17 protein-coding genes are annotated in these 18674 nt (G+C 45.5%); 8 read left to right on the top strand and 9 right to left on the bottom strand.

Annotated features, from left to right (window positions below; translation table 11 throughout):
* Positions 1 to 98 precede the first annotated feature (98 nt).
* Positions 99 to 530 carry a VOC family protein gene (locus tag QUA38_RS07520; RefSeq protein WP_333077352.1) on the top strand — a complete coding sequence of 144 codons (432 nt, stop codon included), beginning with the start codon at positions 99 to 101 and terminating at the stop codon, positions 528 to 530.
* Between the two features lie 126 nt (positions 531 to 656).
* Here QUA38_RS07520 and QUA38_RS07515 read toward each other — a convergent pair whose 3' ends face one another.
* Both QUA38_RS07515 and QUA38_RS07510 read right to left on the bottom strand, forming a co-directional pair.
* Entirely contained in the window at positions 657 to 1268 is a 612-nt protein-coding gene (locus tag QUA38_RS07515; protein WP_333160542.1) for an alpha/beta fold hydrolase, read from the bottom strand.
* 2 nt (positions 1269 to 1270) lie between these two features.
* A complete protein-coding gene (locus tag QUA38_RS07510; protein WP_333160540.1) occupies positions 1271 to 1888 on the bottom strand; it encodes a triacylglycerol lipase in 618 nt (205 codons plus the stop codon).
* 317 nt (positions 1889 to 2205) lie between these two features.
* Between QUA38_RS07510 and QUA38_RS07505 the strand changes: the two genes are divergently transcribed.
* Positions 2206 to 2685, top strand: coding sequence for a hypothetical protein (locus QUA38_RS07505; protein ID WP_333160538.1), 480 nt, complete (start codon positions 2206 to 2208; stop codon positions 2683 to 2685).
* Between the two features lie 104 nt (positions 2686 to 2789).
* Here the strand turns inward: QUA38_RS07505 and QUA38_RS07500 are convergent, their stop codons facing one another.
* From QUA38_RS07500 to sir, 5 genes are all read right to left on the bottom strand, one after another.
* A complete protein-coding gene (locus tag QUA38_RS07500) occupies positions 2790 to 3947 on the bottom strand; it encodes a tetratricopeptide repeat protein (protein WP_333160536.1) in 1158 nt (385 codons plus the stop codon).
* Between the two features lie 192 nt (positions 3948 to 4139).
* On the bottom strand, positions 4140 to 4886 hold the full coding sequence (locus QUA38_RS07495) for a hypothetical protein (RefSeq protein WP_333160534.1): 747 nt from the start codon (positions 4884 to 4886) through the stop codon (positions 4140 to 4142).
* A gap of 53 nt (positions 4887 to 4939) precedes the next feature.
* Positions 4940 to 5356 (bottom strand): lysozyme inhibitor LprI family protein, encoded by a 417-nt coding sequence (locus tag QUA38_RS07490; protein ID WP_333160533.1) that lies wholly within the window; start codon positions 5354 to 5356, stop codon positions 4940 to 4942.
* A 47-nt stretch (positions 5357 to 5403) separates the two neighbouring features.
* Positions 5404 to 6192, bottom strand: coding sequence for a 16S rRNA (uracil(1498)-N(3))-methyltransferase (locus tag QUA38_RS07485; protein WP_333160531.1), 789 nt, complete (start codon positions 6190 to 6192; stop codon positions 5404 to 5406).
* Positions 6193 to 6433: 241 nt separating this feature from the next.
* Positions 6434 to 8422 carry a sulfite reductase, ferredoxin dependent gene (gene sir, locus QUA38_RS07480; protein ID WP_333160529.1) on the bottom strand — a complete coding sequence of 663 codons (1989 nt, stop codon included), beginning with the start codon at positions 8420 to 8422 and terminating at the stop codon, positions 6434 to 6436.
* 301 nt (positions 8423 to 8723) lie between these two features.
* On the opposite strand from sir, the gene QUA38_RS07475 reads away from it, so the two are divergent.
* A complete protein-coding gene (locus QUA38_RS07475) occupies positions 8724 to 8972 on the top strand; it encodes a chlororespiratory reduction protein 7 (RefSeq protein WP_333160528.1) in 249 nt (82 codons plus the stop codon).
* 166 nt (positions 8973 to 9138) lie between these two features.
* On the opposite strand, the gene QUA38_RS07470 is transcribed toward QUA38_RS07475, so the two are convergent.
* Both QUA38_RS07470 and QUA38_RS07465 read right to left on the bottom strand, forming a co-directional pair.
* Complete coding sequence (locus tag QUA38_RS07470; RefSeq protein WP_333160526.1) at positions 9139 to 9519, bottom strand: hypothetical protein; 381 nt, start codon at positions 9517 to 9519, stop codon at positions 9139 to 9141.
* A gap of 106 nt (positions 9520 to 9625) precedes the next feature.
* A complete protein-coding gene (locus QUA38_RS07465; protein WP_333160525.1) occupies positions 9626 to 10792 on the bottom strand; it encodes a glycosyltransferase family 4 protein in 1167 nt (388 codons plus the stop codon).
* 763 nt (positions 10793 to 11555) lie between these two features.
* Here QUA38_RS07465 and QUA38_RS07460 point away from each other — a divergent pair.
* The 5 genes from QUA38_RS07460 to serS all read left to right on the top strand — a co-directional run bounded on the left by QUA38_RS07460 (position 11556) and on the right by serS (position 18659).
* The gene (locus QUA38_RS07460; protein WP_333160523.1) at positions 11556 to 12602 is read left to right on the top strand and encodes an ABC transporter substrate-binding protein; all 1047 of its coding nucleotides are present in this window, start codon (positions 11556 to 11558) and stop codon (positions 12600 to 12602) included.
* Positions 12603 to 12784: 182 nt separating this feature from the next.
* A complete protein-coding gene (locus tag QUA38_RS07455; RefSeq protein WP_333098904.1) occupies positions 12785 to 14329 on the top strand; it encodes a sugar ABC transporter ATP-binding protein in 1545 nt (514 codons plus the stop codon).
* Positions 14326 to 15330: an ABC transporter permease subunit gene (locus tag QUA38_RS07450; RefSeq protein ID WP_333160521.1), complete on the top strand. Its 1005-nt coding sequence runs from the start codon at positions 14326 to 14328 to the stop codon at positions 15328 to 15330. The genes QUA38_RS07455 and QUA38_RS07450 overlap by 4 nt, the downstream gene beginning before the upstream one ends.
* A 48-nt stretch (positions 15331 to 15378) precedes the next feature.
* Positions 15379 to 17010, top strand: coding sequence for an iron uptake porin (locus QUA38_RS07445; RefSeq protein ID WP_333160519.1), 1632 nt, complete (start codon positions 15379 to 15381; stop codon positions 17008 to 17010).
* A gap of 368 nt (positions 17011 to 17378) precedes the next feature.
* On the top strand, positions 17379 to 18659 hold the full coding sequence (gene serS / locus QUA38_RS07440) for a serine--tRNA ligase (protein WP_333160518.1): 1281 nt from the start codon (positions 17379 to 17381) through the stop codon (positions 18657 to 18659).
* The last annotated feature ends 15 nt before the right edge of the window (positions 18660 to 18674 follow it).

Here is an 18674-nt window from a genome sequence, read left to right as displayed (position 1 = left end):
CGCGAGTAAAACTGTATTTAGGGCGATCGCCACCAACCAAGGATTAGACCAAGATAAATAATTAAAGAACAATTCTGGATTCTGCATTTAGTACCTCCATGAGTCAAGTCTTATTTCATCTTGCCTTCCCTGTGACCGATATTGCCCAAACCAAAGCGTTCTACGTAGACGGGCTCGGCTGCGAACTAGGTCGCGAATCGCCTAATTCTGCGATTATGGGTTTGTGTGGCCATCAAATTGTCGCCCACGTCAGCCGCGAACCTTTGACCCCTCAGCGAGGCATCTATCCCCGGCATTTTGGGTTAATTTTTACTTCCGAAGCTGACTGGGAAGCGTTGTTAGAGAAAGCCCAGCAAAACAACTTAAATTTCTATCAAGAACCGAGACGGCGATTTGTCGGTTTGCCTACAGAGCACCGTACTTTCTTCTTAGAAGATCCTTTCCACAATATACTGGAATTCAAGTATTACTGTGAGGCTGAAGCAATTTTTGGCCGCAGCGAATACGCTGAAGTTGGCGATGCAGTTTGATATCTAGTCCGGTAGCGATTTGCCTTGTTGCTGGGGGCGGGTTTACAAGATTTTTGGTTTTAGGCAATTATTGTAGGTGAAACCCGCCCTACAAAATTTCACCTTATACAAGAATGAATCAAACGGTTAATCATGAACTTTCAATGGTTCTGACAGTGCTTCAGCGACTGCTTTTAAACTGCTGGAATGCCTCGCCATCATGGCATGGGCGAAAACAGACAATTTTACTTCTTTGGCAGCAGATATTTGGGAACTAGAAGCAGGTACGATGATGAAATCCCAATCTGTCCAAATCGAAGTAAAATTAAGCTTTTCCAACAAGGCAGAATCTCGATTTAAATCTTCCAGAAAAGCACTGCCAGGACGCATTTGGATGCAGCCTTTTCCCCAGAGAGTGTAAGCCATCCAAGTACCGCTGTGAGGAGAAGATATGGCAATAAAGCGCTGCACTCGGTTAATGCCACCTAACCTTTGCAAGTAGTAGCGAGTTACTAAACCGCCCATGCTCAATCCTACTATATCTAGATGCTGTTCTGGCGCAAAGGTTTTGTCTATATAATCTGCTATCTGTTGGGCTAATTCGTCTATGCTGGCGTTGCCCCAATGGGGCGAGAGATTGAGGGTGTAGACTGACCATCCCAGTTGTGTCAGGTAGGCAGACATTTTGTGAAAAATTCCCGATTTTCTGAAGATTCCGTGAATGAGCAAGACTGGGTTGCGGCTGAAATTGCTATTCATTTTTAAGTGGGAATTTTATTTTCAATAGGTGCTTTTAGTTCTTCAACTAATGCGTTAATACTTTGGGGTTCTGTCACCATTTGGCGGTGCAGCAAAACGTTGACTTTCACTTCTTTACCTACTGGCATTTGGGAGCTGTTCGCCGGTACAATCATTATGTCAAATGGCGTCCACATTGATGTAAAGTTTATGCGTTTGAGCATTGTCACATCTTGATTCAAATCGCGCAGCAAGCGACTATCGGGGCGCATATCCAGGTATCCTGGTAGGCGTAGGGAATAAGCGGTGAGGGTGCCGTGGTGAGGGGAAGATAGGGTGATGAAACGCTGTACGCGGTTGATTCCTCCGAGTCGCTGGACGTAGTAGCGACTGACGATGCCGCCCATGCTGTAGCCTACTATGTCTAAAGATTGTTCTGGATCGAAGGTTTCAGAGATGTAGTCTGCGAGTTGCTTGGCCAGTAAGTCGAGCCCGATGCTGCCGTCGTTGGGGGTGAGGTTGAGGCTGTGGACTGACCATCCAAGTTGAGTGAGGCGGGCGGACATTGTGTTGAAAATAATCTTTGTGTCCCAGATGCCGTGTATGAGGATGACGGGATTGCGCTCGAGCGAACTGTTCATTTTGCGGGAAAATTGCTTGCTAATTACAGCATAAATCACTCCCCTAGGGAGTTTTACCCCTACTAGGACAGCTAGGGAATCGGATCGAGGTACGATCGACAATTAGTGGGAATCGCTAACAAATTCTGAGATACTTGTAAATAAGTGCAAAGTATGGCTAGTATTTATACTTAAAATTTGCTTTGATGAGGTAGCTTAAATACAGCTAAATGTAAATTTTGATTAAGAAATGTAGACAAAGGTTGCTCTAGCTCGTAATCTAACTTTGTTGACAAGCTTGTACAAATTTCTCTAAAAGAACAAAAGGAGTAAGTCTAATGTTTGGTTTTATCAAAAATTTCTTCGGCGGTATTTTCGGATTTTTCGCCAGACTGTTGGGCTTGAAAAAGTCTGAATATTTCCTAGATTTGGGCGAATCGGGAGCTAAGGAACCAGCAAAAGTTGCGCCTGCGAAGGCTGAGCCTGTTGCGATCGCACCGGCAAAAGTTGAGTCTGTTAAGTCTGAGAAGTCTGAGAAGTCTGAGAAGTCTGAGAAGTCTGAACCTGCTAAAAAGGCTAAGGTAGAGAAAAAGTCTAAGAAAGACAAGGAACCAGTCGCTAGCGTTCCTGCTAATACTCCGGAACCCGTGAAGGTACCTGCAGTGGCAGCAACTAACGGAAAAGTGCCGAGTCAAGCTGAACCGAATCGGACTTTTGCTCCTAATAATTTAATGCCGACACCAAATGGAAGTCGTCGAACCCCTGGCCCCAGCATGAACAATTTCCGGGAAATGGCTCGTCAGGTGAAAACGAAATAGGAAATTGGGAATTGATAATAGGGAATTGGGCATGGGATAATTCCCAATGCTGGCGTTAACAAATTAAAAATGGGATTCCTCATTTTTAATTTTAACTCTTGGTTCTATTCCCTATTTTCTGGTTTTCTGAGGAAGGCTAATCCGCTGTATAGCTGAAAAGCTGAGTCCCAAGGAGTTTCGGATTTGCGCTCGACTTCTATATAAGATTCGATCTTACTCAACATATTAGTGTAATCGAGCACTGTCTCGGCAAAGGGCGTAAATTCTGACCAAACTGTAACGTCAAGCTGGCGATCAAATATTTCCAGTAAGTGATTCCAGTTAATTCGGGTGGTACTTTGAGGAATTTGTTGAGAGTTTTTGACTCTCGATGTTTTGTTTTTATGGTTCGGTGAAGTGGGGAGCTCAGCCGAAGCTTTGGTAAAGTCAACTCCTTGTTGAAATTCGTAACTTTGGTCGCAAATTCGCAGAATGCAGTTTCTTCTGGGAATGTGTAAGTCACAGATTTGAGCGTAATCTTGCCTGATTTCTCTGTGGCGAAATTGCTCCTTTCTTCGGTTTGGGGAGTAGTCCATGACTTCGATGAACATCGGCAACAAGCCTTCTACTCTTTGAGTAACTTCTGACCAGTTAAATTCGATCGCACCGAGTCTATCGAGTTGATCTTTGCAAACAACGGCTGGGGAAGAGAGAGACTGGAAGTGCTGCACTCGGAAGATTTGGATTTTTTGAATATCGCTTAGGGTTGCCCAAAATACGGGAATGCCGGCTTTGAGGAGTTCTTGACCGTAAATTCGGAGTTCGGCGATGGGACCAGTTTTGTAGAGTCTCCAGCCGCGGCTTTGGATTTGCATCCGGGTTGTGTAGGCGTCGATTTTAAAGATTCTGCTGATATTTTGAATGGCGGCGGGTTTGTTTTCGGGACTCATGGGTTCGAGGATTAGGAGTCCCGGTTCAAGGTTGCTGGGGTCATTTTTGGCGGTTTCTATGGCTTGTTGCCGCAGGTTTTGTTGTGCGGTTTCAATCCGTTGAATAGCTTGGCGGGTCTGGGAGACGATTTTGGCGTTAGTGATGTCGCGGAGTATTTGTTTATAGGTCGTTTGGGCTTTTTCGAGGTTGTTGGTAAGTTCGTAGTAGCGGGCGATATAGTATTGCACCCACGGATTTTCGGGGGATTCTTTTTGTAGTTGTTTGATGAGTTGGGCAGCTTGTTTGTAGTCTTTACCCTCTAGGGCGGCGGCTATTTGGTTGATGTTTGTCATTGCGATTGCGGGAATGGCGTTGTTTCTATCTTGGCTGATGTTTGGGTGGTTTCGCCACTGGTTAACAACTTTCGCTTTTATTTTAGTTTTGGATTTTTGGCTGTTGGGAAAAATTAAGATTGGGATTTTTTAACCGCAGATGAACGCGGATGTGTATAGATAGATGTTGAGTGGATGTAAAAAAAATATAAGTTAAAGTTGATTGGAATTAATGCTTAAGCTGTAGGAACCTTTGCTTGCGCGATCGCCTCCTTTAACAACTATTTTATAAGTGCCGTTACTAGGCAATTTTACGATGAGTTGAGACTCTCGGAGATTCTGGGAGTTGCCTGGTGTTTGGGCAATATTTTTGCCGCTGGTGTCCAACAGTGCTATGTTGTGGCCGAATGCTCTGCTTTTGAGGTCGATCGTAATAGATTGACCTGCCCGTCCTTGAAAGGTGTGTTCGCTGGGGCCGCCGTCTTTGAGGGTTCCCCGCTGCTGTAGGATGGAAAGGGAGATGAGTTTTGGGCGATCGACATTGCTCAATTCTAAGCCGTAATTTGTCACTGGTGCTTCAGGGCCGTTTCCTTCTCTGACTGCGATGATAAAGGCTGTTTTGTGGTTGAGGTCTCGGACTATTTTGTCAATAAATTGGGATTGTATTTGTTTTGCAGTTAGAGGTTTAGGTTGGTTGAAGTTGGGTTGTGAGGTACAGAAAAGCACGGCTCCGTCTAGATAGCGGGCGGCGTAGAACCAGTAGTTTTGACCGTTAGTTGTAAATTCGTTTCTGCTAAAGATAGTAAATCTTTCAAGTTGCGGTAGTTGCTGATTGCGCTGGCAATTTTTATCGATGTAGATTTCGTTGACTGATGGGGGTCGCTGGGCGAAAACTGCTGGGACGATGGTGGTTACAATTGCTGAGATGATGCTGAGGGTGAAGGGCGATCGACTTTTCATAAATACTTGTTTATCTTTATTCTTGTCAGGTGTTGTACGGTATACTTCCTATTTTATCTTTGTTTTAAATAGTTTTCTAATTCCGCAGTGCGCTGTTTAGTCATGCGATCCAAACATTCACTGAGGAAACCTCCATAACCCGTACCGCCACGATTTTTATAAACTTCAAATTCACAGGTTTTATCTCTTAACTTAATCCACCCTAATTGGGCTTCGGAAAGTAGCGCCCGCTCTTCGCCACTCAATTGGGAAATCAGTTGTTTATAAACCTCGTTTAGTCGTTTATCTGAGCCTTCGTAATTCAACCGAATACAAGTTCTGACTTGTGCATCTCCTTGCGGGCGATCGCAATTAATCTGTTGAGCAATGGGAAAAATCGGAGATTGTGCAGAAACTGATTGTGTACCGAAAATCGCCAAAAGCGCGCTCGACCAAAAGAGCGCTCGACCTTTCCTCAACTCTATTTCCATTCCCCGTCAACCCACCTATCTGATGAATTCTTTGTTATTTGTTGATATTAGCACTTTTCAAATGCCGCGCCAACTAAAGATAAAGCCACAATCGGAGCTGTCACCGCTCTTAAAATTCTACTACCCAAAGAAACAGCTTCAAAACCAAATTCGATCGCTCTTTCCACCTCACCCTCAGTCCATCCACCCTCGGGGCCAATAGCTATGACAATAGATAATTCTCCGCCATCTTGCTCCCCCCTTTGTACGGGCAGTCCCCCCGTGTCCGCCCTAAACTGGGGGGGAGCCAAATCGACTAAACAATCCCACAAATGCCGATTGTCCCCGCGAGCAACACAGATAAACCGTTTTTTTTGACCGCTATTTTTTACAGCAAAATCAAACGAAATAGGCTCTAAAATCATCGGCACAATTTGACGTTCCGACTGTTCCGCCGCCTCCGCAGCAATTCTCCTCCACCGCTCAACTTTTTGATCGCTTGGTTTGAGCAAAGTTCGATCGCTCGTTACCGGCACAATACTTGCCACACCCAACTCCGTCGCCTGTCTCACAACCTCGTCAAAGCCGTTTCCCTTGGGCAAAGCCGCCATCAAAGTTACTTCCACTGGTAGCTCCATGTTCACAGCAATCTCCTCTGCTATTGAGGCAAATAACCCGGTTTCCTGGGCTTCTAGGAGTGCTAACCACCAATGCCCTCGGCCATCCATCGCAATAAATTGATCGCCCGCTTGCAAACGTAGCACTCGATTTAAATAATGCTGCTGTTCTCTAGTTAAGTCGATTGTGCGATCGCAAATTTGAGTTGCAGTAACTGCTAATCTTTGTAATTGAGCCATTGGATTTTAAATTGCTCTTTCCCTAATATTTTTTTTATTTAACCGCAGAGAACGCAGAGGAAGAGAAAAAGAGAAGAGATGGGCAGGCGGAGTTTCAACCGCTCAAAAAGAATAAAGGCAGAGCATCTACAACCGGAATTATCTTACAAATTCAAGTTTTTTTCTGCAAATGCTCCGCCTTTATGTTATTTTTGCGTGAGTTTTATTTGATGTGAGCAAAAATCGACAATTGAAAATCGGCTTATGCTTCCTCCTTAATCTTTTTTAAATAAGTAGAAATCGCTTCTGTAGCTAGCTGTGTAATCGGCTTGCCCTGACGGGCTGCTTCTTCCTTGAGCTCGTTGTAGATTTCATCGCGGACGCTAATTCGACGGCGGACTTTGCCACCGCCAGCAGTGGCAGTCTCGTTCCCGTCATCGTTACTAGACGTAACTTCTAATTCATTTATCTCAGTTGTCATCGAGTCAGCAGATTGGTAGTTGGTTACAAATTGACGGATAGATTCTAACCCGACGCGATCGCAAAAATTGCCAAAACTCTCGCTCAGTTGCCGTTTTTGCTTGAAATAAACAAAAATCGGCTCCAGAAAAGCTTCAAAATCCTTGACGTGCAGCTTTTCCTCAATTGGTTTTGCCAGCCGCGTTTGGTCGGGAGAACCGCCCAGCCAAATCTGGTAGGATTCCGGCGAACTCCCGACAAACCCCAATTCTGCCATATAAGGGCGGGCGCATCCATTTGGGCAACCAGTCATCCGCACCACCAAATGCTCGTCTTGCAAGCCAACTTTGGTCAAAAGTGCGCGAATCCGCTCTAAAATGCTCGGCATCACGCGCTCCGATTCGGTAATCGCTAACCCGCAAGTCGGCATTGCTGGACACGCCATCCCATAGCGCACCAAGGGGTCGATCGCTGTTTCCCGCTGAATGCCACATCGATCGAGTATTCCCTGAATTTCCTGTTTGATATCCGGCGAAATATCGTAAATCAGCACGTTTTGGTGTGGCGTCGCCAGTATCGGCAAGTTGTACTTCTGCACAATTTCCCGCAAAGCAGTTTTTAGCTGAAATGAACCTTCATCCTTGATCCGGCCATTATCCACAGAAATGCCGACAAACAGCTTGCCGTCTCCTTGGTCATTCCAGCCCAAGAAATCAAAATACTTCCACTCAGGCAGCGGTTTAAACGCTTCTAACGGCTTGCCAAAATATTCTGCTACTTTTTCGCGGAACCACTGTACACCTTTGTCGTTAATCAGGTACTTCAGCCGCGCGTGCCGTCTGTCTGTGCGATCGCCGTAATCTCTTTGGGTTGCTACAATTGCCTTGACCAAATGGTAAACATCATCCTTGGCAACATAGCAAATCTCATCCGCAACCCGTGCAAAAGTCTCTTCTTTGTTGTGAGTGCGACCCAAACCGCCGCCAGCAAACACGTCAAAACCTTGCAACTCGCCAGCTTTATTGGTAATTACCACCAAGCTCAAATCCTGAGAGTACAAGTCAATTGAATTGTCTCCCGGCACGGTAACGGAACACTTGAACTTGCGCGGCATATAATGCTGCCCGTAAATCGGTTCTTCTTTGTCGTCAAATGTTGTGCCGTTGCTGTTGGACTGTCTGGCAGCTTTCACTGCGGGGTCTTCTTCCGCCGAAACAGCCTTTTCCCCATCCAGCCAAATTTCGTAATAAGCCCCCGTTTGCGGAGTCAGCAAATCCGCTACATTATTGGCGTATTGGAGCGCATACTTGTATTCTGGGCGATTTTTGTACGGTGCTGGCGGTGCCATGACGTTGCGGTTCAAGTCGCCGCAAGCTCCCAAGGTTGACCCCATATTTTTAATAATTGAGGAAAACACTGCTTTAAGATTTTTCTTCAACACGCCGTGCAGTTGGAAACCTTGGCGCGTTGTAACCCGGATCGTGTGGTTGCCGTATTCTTCAGATAGCTTGTCTAAGGCTAAGTATAATTGCGGCGGAGTGAACCCGCCGGGATTGCGGGTGCGGAGCATGAACTGATAATCTTTTTCTTGTCCTTTAACTCGATTGTCGCGGTTGTCTTGCTGGTACGATCCGTGAAATTTGAGAATCTGAATCCCGTCTTCGGTGAAGTGGGTAGTTTCTTGTAACAGTTCAGTCGCAACGGGTTCTCGTAAATAGTTGCTGCGTTCTTTGAGACCTTCTGCTTTAGAGGGCTTGCGCGCAACAGGGGTTGAAGGGGAAGATGTGATCATGGGAATGTATAGTGCCAGTTATAATTAGATACAGCCGATCGAATATTTCTTGACAATTTGACACTTGACAAATTTGCACTTGACAAATCTCCTCAGAAATGCTGTGTCGGATATTATGTTAACAACTCGGTTAACAAGTAAGTTAACAACTAAGTTAATAACGGTAATCCGGTAGGAATTCTGATGTTGTTCAATTGTAACACGATCGAGCCGGGGCTGAAAAATTGTAATTAAGAGTTTATACTTTCGATCGCTTAAGTGTACGAAACTTTAGAAATAATTAACCTCAACCTTTGAAACTATGTCACTGTATGACGAAGACACATTTGTGGTTTTAGAAACAAACCAGCCAGAGCAGTTTTTGACAGCGGAGGAACTGTTAGAAAAGCTGAAAGCCGTATTAACCGAGGAACACGAAGATTTGCCGCAGGACGTGGATAAAATATCTGGCGTGGAAGCTCAAGCTAAGTATTTAATTGATACTTATTGTGAATTAGATGTCGGGGTCGGAAAATTTTTGCAGTGGTATGCAGTGCGCTTGGAAAAGTAATTTTGGGCATTGGGCATCGGGCATCGCGCATTGGGCATCGGGGATCGAGAATTGGTTATTAGAACCAACAAGTAACAAATAGCAAATAACAACAAACAAATAATAACCAACAACTAACTCATGCCCTATGCCCTATGCCCCATGCCCAATTCCCAATTCCCAATTGTTAATCTTCTAACTGTTGAACCGATGATACTTCTACTGCGGTAACATCGATCGTACCGGGCGGTGTCAAGCGACTAAAATGACCTTCCTCTATTTGCAGAGGTTCGCCGCAGTTGGTACACTGAAACTGAGTTTGATTTAAAGCTGTAAATTCGTATTGGCAAACTGGACACTTGTCCTCAATTAAATTGCGTTTCAGCCACCACTGAAGCGCGAAAAATGCGACTACAGGTGTCAGCAGCAAAAAAGCTACTACAATCAACAATGATTTAACTATCCAACCCAAACCAATTGACACCAACAAACACGCGATGCCCAGCAGTATCAACCAATTGCTAATACGGGGTAGCTTGAAAGATATTTTGGGGGTGCCTTGGTTCACGGTGGTCTCCTTGGGTGTCTTTGCAGGTAGGCATAACTCTATCCTACTCAGAAATTCAGGCGGTCGATCGAGTTAATTTTCCCATTGTACACCCAGAAACCGCTCTCTACGGCATAAGTTTATCTGAGTCAGAGGGTTGAAAAATTCCTTGTAAGGATTGACAAAGGGATTCAAAACTAAATCTTGCCAGGGTTTGTTCCCTCAACCAGTGGCGATCGCACCTTTTATCCTCCCCTCGCAGCATTTCCACACAAGCAACCGCTACTGCTGCTGGATCTCGGTGGGGAACTCGCCATCCCAGTTTACCATCTTGCAGCGGATCGGCTGACCCGTCCGCGTCCCCCGCCAGCACGGGTACTCCGCAAGCCAGCGCTTCCAAATAAACTATACCGAACCCTTCCTGGGAGGGCATTACATAAGCATCGGCCAACTGGTAATGTTCTGCTAAATTTTCTGTCGGTACAAAACCCGCAAATATTACTCTTTCGGTAACTCCCAAATCATCAGCAAGTTTGACTAATCTAGGTCGATCGTCTCCGCGTCCAATAACTAAGTATTTCACATTCGGAAAAGTTTTGGCTATTTGCGGCAAAGCTTGAATTGTGACATCGACACCTTTGTAAATATCCGTCGATCGCAATCTGGCTACAGTCATCAATATTTTAGCACCAACCAAATTGTACTGCTCTAATAAATCCTGTGGCTTGGCTCCATTCGTAAATATATTTTCATTGACAGTACAAGACACTATTTGGAAATTTTCGGGCTTGAATTGGTGAATTTCGCAAGTGCGATCGCGCGTGTACCTGCTAATAGTCCAAATACTCTCAGCTTGTCTCATTGCTGTTTGATATTTGGGCCCAAGCGGTTCCCACACTTCCTTGCCGTAAGTTAAAATTGTGTAGGGAATTCCCAGCGGCTGGCATAAAGTTTGAATTAGCGGTGCGAGTTTGATGTGACCGCAAAAAACTCGTTCCGGTCGTTTTTGCAGCAAGCGAGTTAGTAATACTGTAGCAAACTTAAGACGGTCAAACCCGGCATTTCCGATTTTGAGGTAATAAAATTTCAGATTTTTTGACTCGTAAGCATTGTTGCAGTCTGGGGAATCTCGCAATAGCAAAACTTCAGCTTGCGGCGGCGAATTTGTCCTTGCAGTTATTGACACGTAAGCTTTGAAAAAGTCTTTAACGTAGGATTGAATGCCGCCTTCGCTGGCAAATATTTCTAGGAAACAGAATAGGTAATTTGTCGATCGCATCTGTGATTTACCCATTGACAGCGCAGACAATTATTGCATTATAGTGATTTTGTCAAAAAGGGTGATCGCCATTATCCAGAGCTTTTAAACCATGTCAAGATGACTGTAGTTGCAGGTTGTACAGGCAAATATTTGACTCGCTTAATCTCACCGTTGGTTTTGAGCGACGATCTGCTTTTTTATTAGGGCTTTTTAACTAGCTGCATGGGTGAGTGCGAGGGTGTGGTTGAATTGTACTATAATATACCGTAATTTACTGTAAACTTAATGATTTTTTACAATATTATGCACCAAACAAAAATTAAGATTTATTGAGTTGCTGCTGCGCGTCCGACCCGACTGCGGATGAGCAGACCGATGCCGATCGAGGCGATCACATTTTTAGTTTTTGATGAAAGTATGGTCTATCCAAAGATAGATATAGAGCCAGTATGTAACTGTTATCATCAGCAACATAGAGAGTTAAATTAAATATGACTCTGCCAGGTTTAAAAAACAATTTCTGAAAGATTTTGTCTAAAATATTCTCCTAAAACTTTTTCACAAGCTGCTAAAAAATTAATGCTCATAAAGCATTAAAAAATTAAGATGATAGATTATTTTTGACTCACGGAGAGAGATTGAATATTCATATCTTTTCCGTTTTCCAAAGTGGTCTAGCAAGCCGATCGAGAAAGTTTTATGAGCAGAAAATAAACACGATCTCGTACAATTATGTACAAAGAAAAGTCGCTCACCTAAAACATTAGGTATTCGAGCTTAAGCCTAACAAAAGCTAATGTTAGGTTGGCAACGTCATATTTACGAGCGACTCTCTCCAAACGAGAATTCAGTGGAGTTTGAGGTGAAACGAGTAACGATCGCACTCAGTCTTTTTAGTCTACTCAGCAGCACTCTGGCAAGTTGCACAGCCGCTTCCCGGAACGCTCAAAACAGCATACAAACCAGCAACTCCGAACTTTCATCAGTTGCTGTAGCAGTCCGCGACCTCGGCAATCCATTCTTCGTACAAGTTGGCAAAGGCGCGGAGGCCGAAGCCAAGAAAATCGGCGGTGCAAACGTGAGGACAACTCTCGTTTCCAGCGGCGACGATTTAAATCAGCAATTTAATCAAATCGAAAACTTTATTGCCTCGAATGTCAGTATGATTGTACTCAATGCTGCTGACACAAAAGGCATTGCACCTGCTGTTGAAAAAGCCAAGCAAGCCGGAATTCCGATAATTGCAGTTGATACCGCCGCCGAGGGAGGCGTTGATGCCACAGTTACTTCAAATAACGTGCAAGCTGGCGAAGTAAGCTGTCAATATATAGCCGATCGCTTGAAAGGAAAAGGCAGCGTTGTGATTATCAACGGGCCTCCCGTCGCTTCAGTCGTCGAGCGAGTTCAGGGGTGCCAAAGTGTCTTCTCCAAATATCCCAATCTCAAGGTTCTTTCCAAAGATCAGAATGCAGAAGGCAGCCGCGATGGCGGGTTGAGAGTGATGAGCGATTTGCTTACTTCCTTCCCCAAAATTGATGCTGTTTTTGCAATTAATGACCCCTGTGCCATTGGTGCAGAATTAGCAGCCAAACAGGCACAAAGAAGCGAGTTCTTTATTGTTGGAGTTGATGGTGCACCTGAAGCTTTAGATGCACTCAAGCAGAACAACAGTTTATTTGTGGCTACAGCAGCTCAAGATCCATTTCGCATGGCAGCCAAGGCAGTTGAAGTCGGCAACGAGATTCTCAAAGGAAACAAGCCAGCCAATCCAAACATTCTGATTCCAGTCGCGTTGATTACTCGCGAAAACGTCAATCAACATAAAGGCTGGACAAGCGAGTGACCTTCTTCGTGTCAAGTTAAGACTAAAACCCTTGAGGAATCCCGTTTTTACCCGAGTCTAGATCCCCCTAAATCCCCCTTAAGAAGGGGGACTTTGAGAAGAATCTTCTCCCCCGCTTCTTAAGGGGGGCAAGGGGGGATCTAAGTTTAATAAGTCAAGCAGATTTCCTTACGGTATTTACAATGGTAAATAGCACTCAAGATTCAATTAAAACTAAGCCCGTACTAGAAATGCAAGGTATTACAAAAACCTTTCACGGTTTTACAGCCTTGCACGATGTAAATATCACCGTTTACCCAGGCGAAGTCCACGCCCTCATGGGGGAAAACGGTGCGGGCAAAAGTACGCTGATGAAAATTCTGGCGGGAGCCTACATAGCTGATGCAGGCGAAATCAGAATTGACGGTCAAGCTGTTAAGATGACAGACCCCGGTCAAGCCAGAAATTTAGGGATAGCCATTATTTATCAAGAACTCAATCTCGCCCCGAATCTGACAGTTGCTGAAAACATTTTTATGGGCAGCGAGCTGAAGAAAGGAGGTACATTTCTAGACCAAGATGAAATGCGGCGTAGGGCCGCTGAGGTATTAACAAACCTCGACGCAAGTTTTGATGCTGGCGACCTAGTTTCCACACTTTCAATTGCCGAACAGCAGCAAGTGGAAATAGCTAGGGCGCTCAAAGATAAAAGCCGAATTTTAGTGATGGACGAGCCGACAGCTGCACTTTCAGACCGCGAAACAGATAAACTTTTTGAAGTGGTTCGCCGTTTGCGGAATGAGGGCATTGCTATTATTTATATCAGCCACCGGATGGAAGAGATTTATGCCCTTGCCGATCGCGTGAGCGTCATCCGAGATGGCGGGTATATTGGCTCTCTTGAAAAGCACGAAATTTCTGCTAATCGCCTGGTGGAAATGATGGTGGGTCGTTCTTTACAGGATTTGTACGAAAACAAGCATCAAATAACACCGGGTGCTGTTGTTCTTGAGGTAACAAATTTAAGCGACGGTCGCAAAGTAAAGCCTGCCACTTTTCAACTTCATGCGGGCGAAATTCTGGGTTTAGCGGGTTTAGTTGGCGCAGGCAGAACAGAACTTGCCCGCCTGATTTTTGGTGCCGATCGAAAGACAAGCGGTGAAATCAAACTCGAAAATCGTCCTCTGAATGTCTCGACACCCAATGAAGCAATGGCCGCCGGAATTGCTTACGTGCCGGAAGATCGCAAGGCTCTCGGACTATTTTTGGAGGCAACGTCGGGTGAAAATATCACCATGAATGTTCTCGATCGAGAAGCAAAAGCTGGCATTATTAACTCAAATTTTCTGTTGAAAATTGTCAATGATGCTATTAATAATTTGCAGATTCGCCTTGCAAGTCCGAGCATCAGGGCAATGGATCTTTCTGGGGGAAATCAGCAGAAATTGCTGCTAGCGCGTTGGTTAGCCATTAATCCAAAGGTACTTTTGTTAGATGAACCAACGCGAGGAGTGGACATTGGCGCAAAAAGCGAAATTTATCGAATTATTAGCGATTTGGCAGCCAAGGGTGTAGGTATTTTAATGATTTCCAGCGAACTGCCGGAAATTGTGGGAATGAGCGATCGCGTCTTAGTGATGCGAGCAGGAAGCCTCGTCGGTGAAGTAGGCGGAGCGACTGGGGAAGCAATTACGCAAGAGAACATTATGGCTTATGCCACCGGGGCAACAGAGGTAAAAAAATCATGAGTCAAACAGAAGTAAAAAGCACCAGAAATCAATCAAGCGATCGCCAAAAAGCCAGTAAAGCTCAAGCTTGGAGAAATTTTATCCAAGTAGCCGGCATCCTGCCCATTTTGATTGGCATCTGTATCATTTTTTCCCTGGTAACGCCAAACTTTCTTTCAGTAGGAAATTTGATCAATGTCATCCGGCAAGCATCAATCAATATTGTCCTTGCTACAGGCATGACTTTTGTGATTTTGACGGGGGGAATTGACCTTTCAGTCGGGTCAATTTTGGGCGTGACGGCAGTTGTCGGGGTGCTGGTTTCCTTAGTTCCAGGTCTCGGTTTGTTTGCCGTACCGGCTGCGTTAATAGCCGGAGTATTTTTAGGATTACTTAACGGCTCGCTAATTGCCTATTTAGGTTTGCCTCCGTTCATCGTAACCCTGGGTTCTTACACAGCTTTGCGGGGAGTTGCTTATTTAGTAGCTAACGGCACTACAGTTATCAATAGAAATTTGAATTTTGCTTGGGTAGGCAACAATTATGTCGGGCCAATTCCCTGGCTAGTTATTATCGCTTTTCTCGCAGTTTTAGCGAGTTGGTTTGTCTTGCGGCGGACTGTTCTAGGGAGGCATATTTATGCCGTGGGAGGTAACATCCGGGCAGCACGATTGACAGGTATTAAGGTGAGTCGGGTGCTGTTATTTGTCTATGGCGTGAGTGGGTTGCTTTCTGGTTTAGGTGGAATTATGAGCGCCTCGCGCCTCTACAGTGCGACGGGGATGTTGGGGCAAGGCTACGAATTAGATGCGATCGCTGCTGTAATTTTGGGAGGAACCAGTTTCACAGGTGGAATTGGCACTATTTGGGGTACTTTGCTGGGGGCTTTAATTATTGCCCTGCTCAACAATGGACTCACTCTCATGAACGTGTCTTTCTTCTGGCAGTTAGTTGTCAAAGGTCTGGTGATAATTATCGCAGTGACAATTGACAAAGTTCGCACCGGCTCAAGCGCAGCGTAAAGGTATTGCTAATTCGGTGTATCGGTTCCTTATTCGGAGCTTTTTTCTATGCACATCCAGCATTTTTATCACCTGATTACTGCTTTTATCCTGGGATCTCCTGCTGTATTTCTACTAACATTATTCCCCAGTTTTGCTGCACCAATTGATAGATTAGTTGCTCCTGAACCGTTAAATTCCTTGGCAGAAGACCCCTTCGCGCAGGTGAATTCTGTATCTCAACTCTCGGATGTAAAACCGACTGACTGGGCGTTTCAGGCGCTGCAATCTCTAGTAGAACGTTACGGCTGTATTGTCGGTTATCCCGACGGAACTTACAGAGGAAACCGGGCGCTGACGCGGTACGAATTTGCAGCAGGATTGAATAGCTGTCTCGATCGAGTTAGCGAACTAATTGCCGCAGGAACAACCAACCAGATAACTGCGGAAGATTTAGCGATCGTCCAAAAGCTGCAAGCAGAATTTGCAACTGAATTATCGGTGTTGCGGGGTCGAGTCGATGCCCTAGATGCACGCACAGCAGAACTAGAAGCGAATCAGTTCTCTACTACGACTAAGCTGAATGCCGAAATTATCGTGGTGGTAACAGATACCTCCGGTAACAGTGTTGGGGACTCGCGCGATCGCACCAACACGATTCTTGCCAACCGGGGGCGATTAAATTTTGAAACCAGTTTCACCGGTCGCGATATGCTGAGAACCCGTTTGGAATTCGGCAACTTGGGCAGGATTGCCGATGAGACGGGTACAAATATGACGGCCTTGAACTTTGATGGCAATGTCGATAACACAATCACCGTCCCTCACGTATTGTATGTGACCCCGCTGACCTCTAATCTCTCGCTGACCGTGGGCCCGACAGGTGTTGGGTATTCCGATATTACCGATTTGCTGACTCCTCCAATGATCGCCAGCGATAGTGAGGGAATTCCCTCGAAGTTCGGACAATACAGTCCCCTCTACCGCCGGGGAGGTGGCGGTGCTGCTGTCAACTGGACGATGGCCAAAAACCTCACCCTGACAGTAGGCTATCTAGCAGGCAATCCCAATCTCTCGCAGCAAAGTAACGGTTTATTCAACGGTTCCTACAACGCTCTGGTTCAGCTTGCCTACCGGGGCGATCGCGGAGCCATTGGCGTAGCCTATTCTCGTACCTTTGCACCAAGCGGTAAAGCCGACCTCACAGGCGGTACGGGAAGTTTTCTGGCTGCGCGACCGTTTGGGGACAATATTGCTACATCCAGCGATTCTGTAGCCATACAAGGATTCTACCGCCTTGCTCCCCGCTTGCAAGTTCACGGTTGGGGCGTTTATACTCGCGCCAATGCAGAAAATTCCGGTGTTAGCAGCGTTTCTGATGGTAGAGGTGGCGTGGTTTTGCTAAATGTTGACGGCGACGATCGCGCCGATATTGTGTATGCAGCGATCGGGCTCAGTTTCCCAGATGTGGGAGGTGAAGGCAACCTACCGGGGATTTTGGTGGGTTTGCCAGGTCGCGTGACTAGCAGTAATGTGCGCCGCGAGCGAGATACTTCCTATCACATTGAAGCTTTCTATCGCTTTCAGGTCAACGACAACATTTCCATCACCCCTGGTGTTTGGGCCGTTGTTAATCCTGAGAATGACAGTCGCAACGACACTCAATGGGTTTGGTTGCTTCGCACTGGCTTTAACTTTTAACCGGAAAGATATTTGAGTAATCTAGTCTTGGACGCAAAAACCCAGTTTCTTGACGTAATTGCCTCATTTGAGACGATAATCGCGAGAAACCGGGTTTTTTAGACTGATAGTGCATCCAGGGCTTCAATTCCATGTCACACAACAAAAAACCCCTACCATCGCTGGCTGGGGTAGAAAATTATCAGGGTGCATCTACTAATATTTGCAACTATAACATACATTTGTGGGGTTTCACCCTTCATGGGTGACACCCAACTAGGAATTTAGGTCAGAATAAGTTATGATTTAATATGCCAATGATTAACAAAGCTTTTATATCATCTCGTTCTGTCCCAGCCGTTCTAAAATTTAAGATTTAGAATAAATCTGTGCTAGACCTCAAATTAATCCGAGAAAATCCGCAAGCCGTGCAAGAAAGCCTCAACCTGCGCGGAGGTAACTATGAAATCGAGCCGATTTTGCAATTAGACAAACAGCAGCGGGAGTTGGAAGGCAAGCGATCGCAACTACAAGCCCGCAGCAATGAAATTGCCAAACTCATCGGTCAAAAAAGAAAATCGGGTTTACCCCTCGAATCTCCCGAAATTCAGGAACTGCAGGCAGAAGGCAACGCAGTCGGCACCGAGTCGAACGAACTGCAAGCACAGGAAAAAGACCTAAAAGCTCAAATAGAAGCTTTATTGCTGCCGCTGCCAAACTTACCTGCTTCCTCAACGCCGATCGGCAAAAATGAAGAGGAAAACGTCGAAATCCGGCGCTGGGGAGACGAATACATACCCCAAAATCCCGGTATTTTACCGCACTGGGAAATCGGTGAAAAATTAGGAATTATCAACTTTGAACGGGCCGTAAAAATCGCTCAACCCCGCTTTGTCAGCTTAATGGGAGCTGGTGCAGCCCTGGAAAGAGCGATTATTCAATTCATGCTCGATCGCCACACAAAAGCCGGTTATGTAGAAGTAATTCCCCCATTTTTAGTTAACACTGAATCCCTCACCGCTACTGGTCAATTACCAAAATTTTCTGAAGAAAGCTTCAAGTGCGATCAAGACGATTTGTGGCTGATCCCTACTTCCGAAGTTCCTGTTGTCAATTTGTACAGAGGTGAAATTTTGACAGCAGAACAGTTGCCAATTTATCACTGTTCTTATACTCCTTGTTTTCGGCGCGAAGCTGGCAGTTACGGCAAAGATACGAGGGGATTAATTCGATTGCACCAATTTAATAAAGTAGAATTGGTGAAACTCGTGCATCCGAGTACCTCCGAGGCAGAGCACGAAAAATTAGTGCAGGATGCTGAGGGAGTTTTACAGGCGCTGAAATTGCCTTATCGGGCGATCGCACTGTGTACCGGCGACTTAGGTTTCGCGGCAGCCAAAACCTACGATTTAGAGGTGTGGCTGCCATCTGCGGGCAAATACCGCGAGATTTCCAGTTGTTCCAACGTCGCAGATTTTCAGGCGCGGCGGGCGAATATTCGCTTTAAAGAATCGGGTAAAAAAGGCACTCAATTCGTTCACGCCCTGAACGGTTCCGGTTTAGCTGTGGGCCGCACAATGGCAGCAATTTTGGAGAATTACCAGCAGCCAGACGGAACTGTAAAAGTGCCGGAAGTGCTGCAACAATACTTGGCGAGGGAAGTTTTGTAATAGTTTTGAGTTAAA

The organism is Microcoleus sp. Pol12B4 (assembly GCF_036701385.1).
GTDB lineage: Bacteria > Cyanobacteriota > Cyanobacteriia > Cyanobacteriales > Microcoleaceae > Microcoleus.
This window is presented reverse-complemented; position numbering and strand designations above follow the sequence as displayed.